The organism is Terrisphaera buseokensis (assembly GCF_047521145.2).
Taxonomy (GTDB): Bacteria; Verrucomicrobiota; Verrucomicrobiia; order Opitutales; family Opitutaceae; genus ER46.
Genome location: NZ_CM134186.1, coordinates 4,807,347 through 4,822,740, shown reverse-complemented (window position 1 = coordinate 4,822,740; position 15,394 = coordinate 4,807,347). Strand labels below are relative to the sequence as shown.

The 15,394-nt window shown below is 66.2% G+C and carries 11 protein-coding genes; 2 read left to right on the top strand and 9 right to left on the bottom strand.

The genetic code is table 11. From position 1 onward, the window contains the following. Positions 1–4 precede the first annotated feature (4 nt). From ACLJEU_RS18125 to ACLJEU_RS18100, 6 genes are all read right to left on the bottom strand, one after another. Positions 5–1,792, bottom strand: coding sequence for a sensor histidine kinase (locus tag ACLJEU_RS18125; RefSeq protein WP_414660102.1), 1,788 nt, complete (start codon positions 1,790–1,792; stop codon positions 5–7). Next, positions 1,789–2,433: a carboxypeptidase regulatory-like domain-containing protein gene (locus ACLJEU_RS18120; protein WP_414660103.1), complete on the bottom strand. Its 645-nt coding sequence runs from the start codon at positions 2,431–2,433 to the stop codon at positions 1,789–1,791. The genes ACLJEU_RS18125 and ACLJEU_RS18120 overlap by 4 nt, the downstream gene beginning before the upstream one ends. A gap of 11 nt (positions 2,434–2,444) precedes the next feature. After that, positions 2,445–3,122, bottom strand: coding sequence for a response regulator transcription factor (locus tag ACLJEU_RS18115; protein WP_414660104.1), 678 nt, complete (start codon positions 3,120–3,122; stop codon positions 2,445–2,447). 218 nt (positions 3,123–3,340) lie between these two features. Further along, entirely contained in the window at positions 3,341–3,718 is a 378-nt protein-coding gene (locus tag ACLJEU_RS18110; protein ID WP_414660105.1) for a hypothetical protein, read from the bottom strand. A 121-nt stretch (positions 3,719–3,839) separates the two neighbouring features. Further along, positions 3,840–3,995: a hypothetical protein gene (locus ACLJEU_RS18105; protein ID WP_414660106.1), complete on the bottom strand. Its 156-nt coding sequence runs from the start codon at positions 3,993–3,995 to the stop codon at positions 3,840–3,842. Between the two features lie 288 nt (positions 3,996–4,283). Next, positions 4,284–4,760 carry a universal stress protein gene (locus ACLJEU_RS18100; RefSeq protein WP_414660107.1) on the bottom strand — a complete coding sequence of 159 codons (477 nt, stop codon included), beginning with the start codon at positions 4,758–4,760 and terminating at the stop codon, positions 4,284–4,286. A 254-nt stretch (positions 4,761–5,014) separates the two neighbouring features. On the opposite strand from ACLJEU_RS18100, the gene ACLJEU_RS18095 reads away from it, so the two are divergent. After that, positions 5,015–5,881, top strand: a complete 867-nt coding sequence (locus tag ACLJEU_RS18095) for a CHAD domain-containing protein (protein ID WP_414660108.1) — start codon at positions 5,015–5,017, stop codon at positions 5,879–5,881. A gap of 53 nt (positions 5,882–5,934) precedes the next feature. On the opposite strand, the gene ACLJEU_RS18090 is transcribed toward ACLJEU_RS18095, so the two are convergent. Then, positions 5,935–7,680, bottom strand: a complete 1,746-nt coding sequence (locus ACLJEU_RS18090; RefSeq protein WP_414660109.1) for an ABC1 kinase family protein — start codon at positions 7,678–7,680, stop codon at positions 5,935–5,937. Positions 7,681–7,869: 189 nt separating this feature from the next. Between ACLJEU_RS18090 and ACLJEU_RS18085 the strand changes: the two genes are divergently transcribed. Further along, positions 7,870–10,092, top strand: a complete 2,223-nt coding sequence (locus tag ACLJEU_RS18085; protein ID WP_414660110.1) for a GspE/PulE family protein — start codon at positions 7,870–7,872, stop codon at positions 10,090–10,092. Between the two features lie 42 nt (positions 10,093–10,134). On the opposite strand, the gene ACLJEU_RS18080 is transcribed toward ACLJEU_RS18085, so the two are convergent. Both ACLJEU_RS18080 and ACLJEU_RS18075 read right to left on the bottom strand, forming a co-directional pair. Then, entirely contained in the window at positions 10,135–11,922 is a 1,788-nt protein-coding gene (locus tag ACLJEU_RS18080; RefSeq protein WP_414660111.1) for an SLC13 family permease, read from the bottom strand. A gap of 145 nt (positions 11,923–12,067) precedes the next feature. Beyond that, a complete protein-coding gene (locus tag ACLJEU_RS18075; RefSeq protein ID WP_414660112.1) occupies positions 12,068–15,307 on the bottom strand; it encodes a DNA polymerase III subunit alpha in 3,240 nt (1,079 codons plus the stop codon). Positions 15,308–15,394: the final 87 nt, after the last annotated feature.

The following is a 15,394-nucleotide window of genomic DNA, read 5'->3' as shown; positions in this document are numbered from 1 at the left end:
CACCTCATATCGAGCTAGCGATGGAAATTTGGGTGGGAATGGCTAGCCGAAAACTTGCCTCGAATTCGGTCCAGTCGTTGGCGGACGTGGTCAGGCGCACGTTTCCCCCGTGCAGCCGGGCCAGTTCGCGCGCGAGATTCAGGCCGAGACCGTGGCCGGGCACATCCTCGGCGGCGGTGCCACGGTGAAAGCGATTGAAGATATGCGGCTGCGCGCTCGTGGGAATCACGCGACCGGTATTGCCAATGGTCAGCCACGCTCGCCCGTCCGCCGCCCGCGCGCTCACGTGGATGCGACCGCCCGGGCGGTTGTACTTGCGCGCGTTCTCGAAAAGATTCTGCAACACCATCGACACGTAGCGGCGCTCGCCCGCGATCGGCAGGCTGGCCGGCAGGTCGGTCGTGATGTCGAGGTTCATCGCATTGGGCAGGACACTGAGATCATCGAGCCACGAGGCCACGAGGTGGGCGAGATCGACCGATGCGAATTCGATCTTCAACCGGCCTTCCTCCAGGCGCGAGAGCAGCAGCAAATCCTCGATCATGCCGGTGATGCGATAGGTCTGCGTGACGAGCGTGGAGAGCTCCTCGCGCACCGGCTCGGTCAGGTCGTTGCGGGCGAGCAGTTCGTCGAGACTCGCGCGGAAGACGGCGATGGGGGTCTTCAACTGGTGCGACGCGTCCGAGGAAAAACGCGCCGCGCGCTGCAACTCCGCCTGCGTCAGCTCAAGGGCGGCCTCGGCACGGTCGCGACTGACGATGGCTTGCGCGGAGTCGGCCGCGAGTTTTTCGACCGGTCGCGACAATCGCGCCGCTGCCACCTGGCTGGCGGCGAGACCCGCGACCAGGAGGAACGAACCGAGCCCGAGAATCTGCCAGCGCAGGTGCCGCTGGCGTTCGCGGGTCGCGGCCAGCGGATAAAGGCAGACTTCGTGGGCGATGGGATAAGCTGAACCGGGATTGAGCTGCTGGAAGAGCACGAGGTAGGAAGCGCCGGCGAGCGAAACCGGGAGGGGCTTGCCGGCGTTTTCAGCGACCGGAAAGAGGCGCGCGAGTTCCGCAATCAACGCCGTCCGCGTGATATGATCGAGGCCCTGAAGCTGCAACTGACCCTCGGCCCACACGCCGCGTTTGATCGCGGCCTCCCCGCCAATCGATCGCTCGACGGTTGAGGCGAAGCCGACGACCAGCGCGGCAATCGGCTTGCGGGTTACGTTCGAGAAGATCGGCGTGGTGATGATCTGATCGAGTGTGTCGTCGGTGAAGTCGTCCTCGAGGCGCGGCAGGTAGCCCAGTTGCGGCGCGGTCGGCACGCCGGCCAGTGCAAGGCGCGCGGCTTCGGTGGGCGTGAGCAGGCCGAAGTCCGTCGGCGTCGCGGCCGGAATCACCGCCCCGCGCGCGTCGAGAAAACGCCAGAACTTCGCGTGCAGCGCGGAGGCGCCGCGCGGCCCGACCTCGGTTTCCGCCATCAAGTCACTGAGCTCGTCGCGAGCGTTCGGATACAGCAGATCCAGGGCGTCGTCCTCGAGCGCGGCGTGGATCCGCGCCTTCTGCACCAGGGTCAGGCAGCGCTGCTGGAGCGCCAGAATCCGCGTCTCCCGCGCGGCCTGCAGGCCGTCGAGGGCACTGCGAAAATCGCGTTCCACCTCGTTTTCCGCCTCACGCTCCGCGTGGTGCTGGGCGAAATACAATCCGAATGTCGTCAGCGCCCCGACGACCAACATCATCGTCGCGACGAGCCGGAAGCGAAAGCCGGTGAAGCGTGGGGGCCTCGCCGTGGGTGCGGTGCTCAAGGGAAATCGACGCGCAGACTCGCGTCAGGCGCGAGGTCGACGGGGTGCGCGCGGGTCGTGGCGCTGTCGACCCAGGCTTTGAGGATGTAGCGGCCCGCCGGCACATTGGTCAGGCGGAAGCGGCCCTGCTCGTCCGTCACGACAAAGTGCGGCGTGTTGAGCACGAGCACCAGGCCGCGCATGTGGTTGTGAATTTCACAGCGCAGCGTGACGAGCCCCGGCTTGTCGAATACCTGCGACGGAATCGGACGATCCTCCGGCCGGTAGCGGCCCAGATCAAAGCGCTTCGGCGGCGAGAAGGAAAAGATGTTGTGATAAACGTCGTCGAGATTGGGAAACTCCACGCGCGTCCCGACCTGGATCGGCAGGAGGGACGGAATGAACGCGAGGCCCTTCTGTTCCAGCTTCACGGTCGGCGCTGGCGCCGCCACTGGGAATTCCCCCTCAAGGTACACGACGGCCAGCGCGGGACTCGTCGCCACCACGCCGCTGGCCACGACGACTTCGTAGCGCTGGGTCTTCACCGGCGCGACGAGGGTCTTGGGCAGTTCAACTCGGCCGGTGATCTCCGCCGCGCTGGCGATGGCGGCGAGCAGGGCGGGGAGCAGGGCGCCGGTGAGGCGGGAAAGGGTCGTGCGCACGGGCGGGGCGGTCAGGCCGGGAGACGGAGGGTGTAACCGACGTTGCGGAGAGTGTGGATCAGCGCGGGGTCGAAACCAGCGTCGATTTTTTTGCGCAGCCGCGTGATGAACATGTCGATGATGCGAACATCGTAGTCCTGCTCGCCCTGCCAGACGCGATCCCGCAGTTCCGTGCGGGCGAAAATCCGGCCGGGCTCCTGCATGAGCACCTGCAGGAGATCGAATTCGCGCGGGGACAGCGCGATCGCCTGGCCGCTGCGCGTGACGTGCCGCTGCGGCACGTTCATGTGGAGGTCGGCAATCTGGAGATTGGTGCCGGAGAGCGGCGCACCGCCGCGGCGACCGAGGGCTTCGACCCGCGCGATGAGTTCCTCGATCGCAAAGGGCTTGGCGAGGTAGTCGTCGGCCCCGGCCTTGAGTCCCTTGATGCGATCGTAGACTTCACCGCGCGCAGTGAGCATCAGCACCATCGCCGGACACTTGGCCTGGCGGAGCCGCGTGAGGACTTCGAAGCCGTCCATCGCGGGCAGATTGATATCCAGCAGAATGAGGTCGGGCTGATCCTTCAGTGCAAGCTGCAGCGCGACCGCGCCGTTGGCCTCCACCTCCGACGGGTGGCCGTGGCGAATCAGCGCGGCGCGGATGTGGCGCGCGAGCTCGGGTTCGTCCTCGATGATCAAAATACGCATGGAGCGTGAACGAAAGGGAGGGACGAAATGAGGTGTCCGTCGAACGTGAAACGCGGGATTCTGCCATCGGCCCGACCGCTCTGTTTCCGCCACCCTGAGGTGCAGTCTGCAACCGGCGAAGGGCGGACACACAAAAGAGGCATGGGGGGCCATGCCTCTTTGGCAAAGGTGCGCCGGGGGCGGATTCACCCGCGCCGGCTGGAGCAATGAACCGCGAATCAGCTCGTCGGCACGCTCGTGCAGGACAGCTTCGTGGCGTTCTTCGTCGCGTAGTCGTAACGCGCCTCGACCCAGGTGCCGAGCGTGATGGCGGAGAAATCGCAGGCCGAGTTGTCGAGCGAGATGTCGGTGCTCGACGTGACGTTCAACAGGCCGGAGCCGTAGTACGAGGCGCCAATCTGAATCTTGGAGTTCACGTAGTCGATCGCGGTCACATAGCCGGTGACGCGGGATTCAACCACTTTGACGCTGCCGCCGCCGCCCGCGCCACCCTTGGCGTTTACCATCGTCGGCATGGAGCCGACGAATGAGACCGCCAGCAGCAGCGCCAGCGTGGTCTTGAGGAAGGAGGCACGGGAGTTCGTATTGTTTTTCATGGGACGTTGTTTTTGATTTTCCTAAGGGAAAGGGAGGGCGTGAGGGACGCCGCAGGATCAGCGCGGCGTGAGCTGGATAGGCGCGGACCTTGCCATTGAGCAGGCCGGTGCCGACGATCTGTCAGAGATCGTTCACAGCGCTGGCGACTGCCGACGTGAAGCCGGGCCGCACCCCGAGGTCGGTGAGCGTGGAGCTCGGCTGGGCGCTGGCGCAGGCGACGGTGGCGAGTAACGCGAAGGACTGAAGGAACCGGTGGCGCGAATGAGCGGAGGGCATGGGCGGGTGCAGTGGCGTGGAGAAAATGGGTCGTGTGCCGGAGGCTGTAGCGCGGGTTTCCCCGGCGGTGGCAGCGCGAACGGCGAGCTGATGGCGAAACGGATACACGGCGGCTCCATGAACTGAAGCGCGGCACGGTAACGGTTTTGATATATGGCGCCGTTCGCGTGCGATCGGACGCCGCACCGGGGCCGCTGAACGTGCGGATTTCCCTCGTGGCGATCCCACCCTCACGGTCGCCGTGACCAATGATTTCACGGTGACGGCGAATGTCCGCTGGGGCGGACGCTACCGCTTCTTTTTCTTTTTCGCCGGCTTGGCGGGAGTCTTCCGCGGTGCCGGCACGACCACGACCGGGCAGGGCGCGCGTTTCAAAACGCCGCTGGCCGTGCTGCCGACGAGCAGGTCGAAGAAGGCGGTGTGACCGTGCGACCCGATGACGATGTAGTCCGCCTCGAGCTTGGTCGCCTGATCAATGATGGCGGGCACCGCGGCACCGGTGAGCTGGATGGATTCGGCGTGCGTGAATTCATTCTCCAACCGGTCTTCGATCTTCGCGAGTTCCTTGGCGGCGGCCTTCGCCGTGAGATCGGTGATTTCCGCGATGCTTTCGATGAAGGCCGTATAGTCGGCGGCGATGATCACCGGTGCGGTGACATTGAGCAGCACCACCCGGCCGTCGAGCGCGCGGGCGAGGCACGCGGCTTCGGCGACGACGCGATCGCTTACCGGGGAGAAGTCAATCGGGGCAAGGATGGTTTTCATGGGGTGGCCTTGGATTGCGCGAAACCTAGTCCCGAAGCTCTCGCCCCGCTCCGCACGGTTTGCGATTCGCCCCGCGTTATTTGCGGCGAGCAATCCCGGTGGACTTGAGTCCGCCGCGCGCCGATGCGGTGTCGCAGCGTGTCACAAGGCATGCCGACCAAATGACAAGAATGGCGAGGCGGCGCAGTGCGTTTGGGACTAGACTGCGCACCGAAGAACGCGACCGCGGTCGCGCGCCTGCGGAAACCCACACCATGAAATCAAATCGCTTGCGCCCACCGCCCGCGCCGGGAGCTGCGGGTCGATTCGCCCGCTTCACCGCTCTCGTGGCCGCCGCCGCCGGCGACGGCGAACGCTTGCTGAAAGCCTGCCGGCACCAGCGCGGACGGCGTCATGTCCATGCCTTGCGCGTGGCGTCGCGGCGCCTGCAGGCGTACCTGCAACTGGCTTCGGCGGTCTTGCCGGCCGCACCCCGCCGGGCAGCGCGGCGGGCCCTGGCCGACGTACTTGAAGCGCTGGGACGTTTCCGTGACGCGACCGTGCAGCGGGCCCTGGCCGGCGCGTTGGTCCCGGACCTCGAAGCCGCGGGCGAGCTGGACCGCCTGCTTGCCCGGCGCGAACGACGTCAGCGCAGGGCCGCCGTCGCCGCCTTGAAGCGTTTGCGGTTGCGCGGCTCGCTGCAAGCCGCGGTCGCGGCCCTCGGTGCGCGCGTGGGCCGCGCGGGGATTGACCGACGTTTGGATCAGGGACTGCGCCGCGTGTTGCTGCGCGATTGGGAGCGCATGGTGGAACGCTGGCCGCGCGAGGCCGCGGACACCGCCGCCTTCCACCGCGCGCGGGTGGCGTTGAAGCGCTATCGCTATGCGGTCGAGGCCCTGCCGGCGGTGTTGGGACGCCGGCATGGGCTTGGAATGGCCACGTTGAAGCAGCGCCAGCGGCAGCTCGGTGAACTGCACGACGACGAGCTCCTGCTGGCGCGCGTGACGACGTGGGTGGCCCGCGGTAAACTCCCACCGTCCCTGTGGCACGCACTCCAGCCCGTGGTCGCACGGCGGATCGCCCGCCTGCGCCGGGCGTGCCTCGCGGGGCCGCCCGCCTTCGTTGCCTCCGGTGGGATCTGATCCGGTTGTAGTGGAAAAGCTGACACCGCCTGCGCTCCGCCGCCGCAGGCGCCCTACTTGTGCCGGCCGTGCCGGATGATGTCCCAGATGACGTAGAGCCCGAGGATGGCGGAGAGCAGATAGCCGACGATGCCGAGAGCGGGATAGCCGAACAGATGCGGCTGGATGCCCGTGGTCACGATCAGGGACGACCCGATGATCAACGCGCCGATGATGACGCCGAGCGTGATGCGGTTGGCGGCGATCTTCACCGCGTCGTCATGGTCCTCGAGTCCGCGGTGCTGCAGATTGATGGACAGGTTGTCGTGCTCGAGCCGGCGGAGCAGGCGGCGGAACTCGAAGGGCAAATCCTGCAGGCTGCTCAGGCTGTGCCAGAGGAGATTGCCGGAGCGGCGCAGGAAAACGCGCGGGTTCACGCGCTCCCGCTGCAGTTCGCGCAGCACCGACGTCGTGTGCCGTCGCAGGTCAAAGACGGGGTCGAGCATGCGGCCCGCCTCCTCGATGGAGAGGACTGCCTTGGCCATCAGCGCGTAGTCGCGTGAGAGGGAAATCCCGTGCTGGCCGAAAATGAACAGGAGCCGGAGCATGGCGCGGCCGAGCGCCTGGCGGCCGATCGAGAAGTTCAACTCCTCCCGCAGCACCAGCGTAATGGCTTTCTCCATACCGCGCAGATCGGGGCGCGCGTCCACCGGCGCGAGATCCGCGGCGATCTGGACGACGCGCTCGACGTCCTGCTCGACGGCGGCGATCCAGAAATCGGCCAGGGCGTAACGCAGCCGGCGGGTCAGATGACCGGCAAGACCCCAGTCGATGAAGCACAGCCGGCCGTCGGCCGTGACCAGCAGATTGCCGGTGTGCGGGTCGGCGTGAAAAAATCCGGCGATGAAGACCTGCCGGATGATCGACGCGGCACCCTGGCCCGCGAGCCGCTGCCGGGTGGCTTCCGGCAGCGCCGCCGCTTCGCTCACGGAGATGCCATCGATCCACTCCATCACCAGGACGCGTTCGCCGGAAAATTCAGGGAAGACGCGCGGGGCGTAGACCTGATCCGGATGGGGATTCAGGGAGTTGAAATACTCCTGGTTGCGCGCCTCGTGGCGAAAATCGAGTTCGTGCAGCACGCCCGTGCGCGCCTCGGCGAGAATTCCCGGGAGGTCGATGGTCTGCAGCGCCGCCACGCGGGGCCGCAGCAAGCCGGCCAGCCAGTCCGCGAGATCAAAATCGATTTCAATCCGGCTCAGCAGATCCGGTTTCTGGATCTTCACGGCCACGGCGGTGCCGTCGAGCAACCGGGCCGAATAGACCTGAGCGAGCGACGCGGCTGCGACCGTCGCTTCGTCAAATTCCGCAAAGACGCTGTCCAGGTCGCGGGCCAGCGACGTGGCGAGCACCGGCCGCATTTCGGAAAACGGCAGCGGCTGCACGTTGTTCTGGAGCTGGCGAAGTTCCAGGATGATCTCATGCGGGACGACGTCCGGGCGCATGGAGAGCATCTGGCCCAGCTTCACAAACGTCGGTCCCAACTCCTCCGCCGCGAATCGGATCCGTTCGGCGAGACTGCGTTCCGGCCCGGGCGCAGGCAGTAATCGGGACCAGAAACCTGCGGGCAGCTCGATCTGGCTCAGCAATTCGGCAAAGCCGTGCCGCGCGAGGATTGCCAGGATTTCCTTCGCGCGAACCGCGTGCGCCACGACTTTGCTATTCGGAAACACGTTGGTCGTTGTGGAACTGAAGGAAGGATACGGTTCATCCGCCGCAAAGCCCAGCAAATGCGACGGATTGATCGGGGATCGTCGCACGGTGTGCGGAAAGGCCCGGCGTCAAGAATTCGGACGACTCCTGTCGGCACTGTTTACAGATTCCCGAGCTGACCGTCCGCGCGCTGCTGGGGCCGTAAGTGCAAGCTCCTCCTCAATAACGTATCTGGGGTGCGAGTCCCGAATGGAACTAGGGTTGGCACCCTATGTGCTCGATGGGTTCGCTGCGCCATGATGACTTCCACCACGCTGAGCCGCCTGCGGCGCGCCCTTCTCATCAAAGTCATCTCCCGTCAGGCCCCCTCGCGGAGTGATTTCGCCTCCGTGCTGGAACTGACGGCGCTGAAGGTGATGGAGGCGCTGCACGCGCAGTCCATTCGGTTCTATCTGACGGAAGGCGATCAGCTCGCGCTCCATCGCGTCTATTTTTCGCCCGCACTTTGGGCGGACGATCCTGCAAAAGAGCAGTGGTTTCGCAGCTCGGTGGAAGAGCTGCAGGCGCGGCGGCTGCCGCGCACTGCGGGCGTGTTGGGCCGCGTGATTGAAGGCGGTGAGCCTGAGTTCGAGCGTCACGCTCCAGGCGGGACGGAAGCTCCGTCGTTGCAGGAAATGGGCGGATTGACGGTGCACTCGGCGCTCACCGTGCCGCTCAAGAGCACCAGCATTCTCGGCGCGTTGCAGGTTATGAACAAGGATCCGCACGCCGGCTCCGGCGGGGAGTTCACGGTCGAGGACCTCGCAGTGTTGCAGGAGATTGCGGAGTACGCCTCGACGCTGATCCACCGCATGGCGGACCCGCGCTTCCAGCCGCCCGCCGAGGACGCTGCGCGGTTTGTGGCGCGTTTCACCGAACTGCCCCTGGTGGGTGCGGCCGCCGAACTCGAGATCGATGAGACGCTGGTGGAGAGCGTGGGCGAGGCCGTCATCCGGCGGGATGGCGTGTTCCCCTTCAAGCGGCTCGCGAACAATGCCATCGCGGCGTTAATGACCAATCCGCTGGATTATTCACGGCGGGAAATGTTCACGCGCGTGACCGAACTGGAAATCGAGGAGGTGCGGGTGGTGTCGGCCACGCTCTTTGAGACGCTGCTGAAAAACCATTTCAAGGACGGGAGCGGCGGCGCGAGCCTCGACGCCCAGGATATCAACATCGGCGCCGTGGCCGAGGCTATCACTTCCGTGTACGGGATGGATCGGAACCCCGACATCAGCGCAGCCGATCTCGAGCGGGAGGATTCCGCGCCGATCATCCAGCTGACCAACCGCGTGATCGAGGATGCCTACATCAGCGGAGCGTCGGACATCCACATCGAGCCGTCGGAAAAGGATCTGCTCGTCCGGTACCGCATCGACGGTCTGTGCCAGGACAAGCTGCGGCTGCCGAAGGCCGCCGCCGGGGCGATGGTCGCGCGCCTCAAGATCATGTGCAACCTGGACATTTCCGAGACCCGGTTGCCGCAGGACGGACGCATCATTTTCAAGAAGTACACGAAGAAGAACATCGACGTGGATTTGCGCGTGGCGGTCGGGCCGGTGACCCATGGGGAGAAGGTCGTGATCCGGCTCCTCGACAAATCCAAGAGTGCGCTGCCGCTCGGCGCGCTGGGTTTCTCCGACGAGAATCTCGCCCGCTACCGCGACTGCATTCACCAGCCGTACGGGATGATCCTGCACTGCGGGCCGACGGGCTCGGGCAAGTCGATGACGCTCTACTCGGCGCTCGGCGAGGTGAACACGCGGGACACGAACATCCAGACTGCGGAGGATCCGATCGAGTATACCCTGCCGGGTCTCAATCAAACGCAGATGAACCGGCAGATCGGGCTGACCTTTGCCCGGGCGCTCCGGGCCTACCTGCGCATGGATCCCGACATCATTCTCGTTGGTGAAATCCGCGATCAGGAAACCGCGCAGATTGCCGTCGAGGCAGCGCTCACCGGGCACCTGCTGGTCTCGACGCTGCACACCAACGACGCGCCCTCGAGCGTCACGCGGCTGACCGAGATGGGCGTCGAGCCGTTTAACATTTCCGCATCCCTGGTCTGCGTGTGCGCGCAACGGCTGATGCGCCGCGTCTGCCGCACCTGCCGCCGCGTGCATGAACCGAAGGGACGCGAGGAGGAGATTCTGCGCCGGGCCATCGGCTGGTCGGGGCCGATCTTCAAAGCCAACCCCAACGGCTGTCCGGCGTGCGCAGGTCTTGGATACAAGGGGCGCGTTGGCATCCATGAGCTCATGGTCAACAACGAGGAGCTGACCGAGGGCATCAACCAGGGGGCCAACGTCGCCGATCTGAAGCGCATCGCGATTCGGAACGGGATGAAGACACTGCACCAGGACAGCCTGCTCAAGGTCAAGTCGGGCATCACGACACTGGAAGAGGCGCTGGCCACGCTGCCGCCCGATGCCGTGGTTTCGAATCGTGCGGTGAGTGCGATGGCAAGCTGCGCCTGACCGGCGTGAACGATGAGTCGGCGCCCGGGGGTGCCGTCGCGTTCAAGGGACCGCGGCAAACGGCCAGTACTTCGGCACCAGGATCATCGCGATGACGAAGATCACCACGGTGAGCGGGGCGCCGACGCGCACAAAGTCGACGAAGCGGTAGCGTCCCGGGCCGTACACCATGAGGCACGCGGGCTCGAGTGGCGTGAGGTAGGAGCAACTTGCCGCGACGGCGATGCCCATGACGAACGTGCGGGGATTCAATCCCAGATGGGTCGCAGTCTGGATCGCGATCGGCAGGATCACCGCGGCGGCGGCCTGGTTCGACATCGGTTGCGTGAGCAGCACGGTGAGCAGGAAGAAGCCGCACAGCAGCCACGTGGGCGAGAGTCCGCTGGTCGCCGTTGCGACGTGCTCCGCGAGATACTGGGCCGCGCCGGTGGTCACCATCGCCTGGCCCAGCGCGAGCATGCACGCGATGAGGATCACGACCCGCCACTCGAGTTCGCGGTAGGCGGTGGCGGGCTTCACGCAGTTCGTGACGAACATCGTGAACGCTCCCAGCATCACCGCCACCGGCAGGGCCACGAGGCCGGTCGCAGCCATGGTCAGCGCCACGGTGAAGATGGCCATGGCCCGCCACGCGCGCGGCCGGTGGATCCGGGTTTCGTCGACGGCCTGCAACACACTCACGAGTCCCTCCTCGGCCAGGCGGGCGATGTCGCGCGTCCGTCCCTGCACCAGCAACACGTCGCCGACCCGCAGTACCGTGCGGCCGAGTTTTTCCAGGATGTTGCGGCCATGACGATTCAGCCCGAGCACCTGCAGCCGGTAGCGTTCGCTGAAGCCGACGCCCCGCAGCGTGTGATCCACCAGGCGTGAGCCGGGCACCACGAGCGCCTCGACGAGCGTGGTGTCCTCCACACTCAGATCGGGATCGGAGAGCACGACGTCGGGCCGGATCTCGATGCCGGCGGTGTCCTTGACCTGCAGCACGTTTTCGCGGGCGCCTTCCACCAGCAGGACGTCGCCGGCGCGCAGCGCGAGCGAACTTTGCGGCCAGAGGTACTGGTTCGGTTCGCGCAGTACGCGCACCACGGCGAGATCGAGATCGCGGCCGAGATTGGCCTCGGCCAGGGTTTTTCCCACGAGCGGCGAATTCGGCAGCACCAGCACTTCGGTGATGTAGGAACGTACGCCGAAGTCCTCCAGAAGGCCTTCGCCCGGGGCGCGCTCCGGGATGAGCCGGCGGCCAATGAAGAACATGTAGATCAATCCGGCCGCCGCGATCGGCAGTCCGACGGGCGCCATTTCAAACATGCCCATCGGTGGCAGCCCGACGTTGGTCATGAGGCCGCTGATCACGAGATTCGTCGAGGTGCTGATGAGCGTGACCGAACTCGTGAGAATCGAAGCGAACGCCACCGGCATCAGCAGCCGCGACGGCGAGGTCTTGGATTTGGCCGCGATGCCGAGGACGACCGGCAGGAAGAACGCGGCCGCAGCGGTGTTGCTGATGAACGCACTCAGGGCCGCGACCGATACCATCACCACTGCCAGCAGTGGCAGCGTGCGGGTGCCGGCATAGCGGATGATGCTGCGGCCCACGAGATCGACCACGCCGGTTTTCGCCAAGCCCGCCGTCATGATGAGCAGTCCGAGCACCATCATGACGGTGTCGCTGCCGAACCCGGCAAACGCGTCCTTCACCGGGAGGAGTCCGGTCACGATGATCGTGAGCAGCAGGCCCAACGCGACGACGTCGCTCGAAAGCCATTCGAACGAGAAGAACACCAGCGCCACGACAATGAGCGCCAGCAGCAAGCCGATCTGGAAAGTCACAGCGTCATCGTGTTGCCGGATCCGGGTTCGGTTCCACAGTTTCTGATCGACCAGGCGGGCTTTTCTCCCCAACTTCCTCCGTCAATCGGCAATGACGCTCGCGGGGAGGCCGTGGGCGCGATCGGGGAGTTAGCCGCGGGTCGCGTCAGTGAAAATCGTGCGAGGCCTGTGCCGGCAGCGCGGCCGCGGTCAACGCCTCGATCTTCTCCGCCTTCACGTGGATCACACCGTGCTGGTTTTGGAGCTTTCCGCTGATCCGGAGCGCAGGTTCCTGGGTGATGAGCAGCCGTAAGGCCTCGAAGAGCTGCGGCACCACGATGACGTTGGCGATGCCGGTTTCGTCCTCGAGGCTGATGAACATGAAACCCTTGGCCGTGCCCGGGCGCTGCCGGCAGATGACGGAGCCGGCGACAGTCACGCGTTCGCCATCCTGCCCGACGCACAGATCGGCGGCGCGCCAGACGTCGGGCAGCGTGGATCGAATCAAAGCCATCGGATGCACCCCGGTCGTGAGGTCGAGCCCGGTGAAATCCGCGCGCAGCCGCTCGGTGAGCGTCATCGGCGCGAGCGGAGATCCCGGGAGCGCGGGCGTCCCGCCTGCATCCGCGGCCCCGAACGTGACGTCAGCCCTCTCGTCCGCAAATTCGCGGAACAGACTTTCTTCCTCCGACCACGCGGCCTCGACCTGCCAGAGCGCGGCGCGCCGGTGCGGCGCGAAGGCGTTGAGCGCGCCGACGGCGGCGAGCGCGCGCCGCTCCGCCGGCGTGAAATCCGTGCGGCGCAAAAAATCATCCAGCGACGTGAACGGCTGGGTGCGTCGCACCTCCAACATCGCCCGTGCCGCCGTTTCGCGCAGACCTTTCACGTAAAGCAGACCGATCCGGATCGTGGCGTCGTCTTCGACCGTACAAGTCCAGTCCGACGCTGCGACGCAGACCGGCTTCGCTTTGAGCCCATGACGGCGTCCGTCCTGCAGGAGTGTGGCGGGCGAGTAAAACCCCATCGGCTGATGATTGAGCAGACTCGCCGTGAACTCGGCGGGCCGGTGCACCTTCAGCCAGGTGCTCGCATAGGCCAGCAGTGCGAAACTGAGCGCATGCGATTCGGGGAATCCATACGCGGCAAACGAGAGCGCGGACTCGCTGACTCTCTTCACCACGGCTTCGTTGTGTCCCTTCAGGCGCAGCGCGGCGCAGAGTTTCGCGAGCGCCCGCTGCAGCCGGTCGTGGCCCTTGGTGAAACCCATGGCGCGACGCAGTTCTTCCGCTTCGCCGCCGGTGAAATCCGCGAGCCTCATCGCGAGTTCCAGCATCTGCTCCTGAAACAGGATCACGCCCATCGTGCGCCGCAGGATCGGCTGGACGATGGCGTCCACGCTCGGATCGATGTAGTCGGGCGCCTCGAGTCCGTTGCGCCGGCGGATGAGCGGGTGCGCGAGATTGCCGACGATCGGTCCGGGGCGGACGATCGCGACCTGCATGGCGACGTCGTAAAAGCACGCGGGCCGCATGCGGGGCAGCGACGCCATCTGCGCGCGGCTTTCGATCTGAAACACGCCGACCGTGTCGGCCCGCTGCATGGCCGCGTACGTGGCCGCGTCATCCTGCGGAATGGTGTAGAGTTCGATCGGATGGCCGCGCGCCCGGCAGAGTGCGAAGGTGTCCTGCAGCGCCGCCATCATGCCGAGGCCGAGGAAGTCCACCTTCACGATCCCGAGATCCTCGCAGTCGTCCTTGTCCCATTGCACGACGACGCGCCCGGGCATCGAGGCGTTTTCGAGCGGCACCACGCGGTCGAGCTGGCCCTGGCAGATCACCATGCCGCCGCTGTGCTGGCCGAGGTGGCGCGGCAGGCCGTGAATCTGGTGATAGAGCCGGACCATCGCCTCGGCGCGCGGGTGCCGGGCGGCGATGCCGGCCATGGCGAGCTGATCCTGCAACTCGAGCGTCTCGGGGAAATCACCGTTGGCATACAGGCCCGAGAACCGATCGAGCGCGTCGTCGCCGAAGCCGAGGACCTTGCCGATCTCGCGCACCGCGCTGCGGCCGCGATAGGTGATCACGTTGGCCGTCATCGCGGCACCGCGCGGCGCATAGGCTTCGTAGACGCGCTGGATTATTTTCTCGCGCAGCTCGCCGCTCGGCAGATCGAGATCGATGTCGGGCCACGACGGATGACCGTCGCGCCCGACGCGGCCTTCGCTGAGGAAACGTTCGAAGAGCAGTTCATGCTTGATGGGATCGACGGCGGTGATGCCGAGCGCGTAGCACACGACGCTGTTGGCGGCGCTGCCGCGGCCCTGCGCCAGGATGCCGCGGTCGCGGGCGAAGGTGCAGATATCCCACACGATCAGAAAATAGCCGCAGAATCCGAGCCGCGTGATCAACGCGAGCTCCTTGTCGATCTGCGCGGTGACGCGGGCGTGGAGCGTGCCGTAACGGCGCAGGGCGCCGGCGTACGTGACCTCGCGCAGGAACGCCGGCATCGGCTGGCCCTGCGGCGTCGTGTAGTCAGGAAACCGATACCCGAGATCGTGCAGCGTGAACTCGAGCCGCGCGTCGAGCCGCACGGTGTTGGCCAGCGCCTCGGGCAGATCGGCAAACAACTGCGCCATGTCGGCGGCGGACTTGACGTGGCGCTCGGCGTTGACCGCCAGTCGGCGGCCCGCGGCATCGAGCGTCGTGTGGAGTCGCAGGCAGGTGAACACATCGGCCGTCGCGCGCCGCGCCGCTGTGGCGTAGTTCACGCCGCCTGTGGCCAGCACGGGCACCGCGTGCGCCGCGGCGAGATCGCGGAGGAAGGTGACCTCGCGGTCTTCGCCGCGAATCCGGTGCCGTTGCAGCTCGACGTAGAGTCGATCGGGACCGAACACCGTGGTGAGTCGCTCCAGTGCGCTCGACGCCGCTTGGGGCCCGACCGTGCGCCAAGCTTGACGCACGGGTCCGTCCTCATCGCCGGTGAGCGCGATGAGGCCTGTGCTGTAACGCGCGAGTTCCTCCCACGTGGCGAAACACGGCCGCTTGCGATCGCGCGGATCGGGTGCGTGGACGTCCGGCCCGGCCGGCAGCGGGCACGTCGGCGGCCGGGCGGTGAGTTTGGCCTCGGTGATGAGCTGGCAGAGATTCTGGTAGCCGGTGCGGGTGGCAGCGAGCAGCGGCACGACGCTGCCGTCCTCCATCGTGACCTCGGCACCGACCCGCGCGCGCAGACCGTGGTCGCGGGCGGCGCCGAAGAAGCGCGGCGCGCCGCACACGCCGTCGCGATCGAGCAGACCGACGGCGGGCAGGCCGGCGGCGGCCGCAGCCAGGATCAGATCCTCCGGCGACGAGGCGCCGCGCAGGAAGCTGAAGGCGCTGCGGGCGTGGAGCTCGAGATAGGCGGACACGTTTTTCGTTCTCTTGGGCCGAGTCAGGTGAGTTGAGGGTTTAGGGCTGAGCCGGAACCATGCAGAAGGCCTCCCGCGAATCACCCG

What these genes read in the sequence shown, in the direction of transcription:
- ACLJEU_RS18100 (WP_414660107.1), bottom strand. Translation starts at nt 4,760, where the DNA reads ATGAAAACCATCCTTGCCCCGATTGACTTCTCCCCGGTAAGCGATCGC.
- ACLJEU_RS18105 (WP_414660106.1), bottom strand. Translation starts at nt 3,995, where the DNA reads ATGCCCTCCGCTCATTCGCGCCACCGGTTCCTTCAGTCCTTCGCGTTA.
- ACLJEU_RS18115 (WP_414660104.1), bottom strand. Translation starts at nt 3,122, where the DNA reads ATGCGTATTTTGATCATCGAGGACGAACCCGAGCTCGCGCGCCACATC.
- ACLJEU_RS18110 (WP_414660105.1), bottom strand. Translation starts at nt 3,718, where the DNA reads ATGAAAAACAATACGAACTCCCGTGCCTCCTTCCTCAAGACCACGCTG.
- ACLJEU_RS18095 (WP_414660108.1), top strand. Translation starts at nt 5,015, where the DNA reads ATGAAATCAAATCGCTTGCGCCCACCGCCCGCGCCGGGAGCTGCGGGT.
- ACLJEU_RS18085 (WP_414660110.1), top strand. Translation starts at nt 7,870, where the DNA reads ATGATGACTTCCACCACGCTGAGCCGCCTGCGGCGCGCCCTTCTCATC.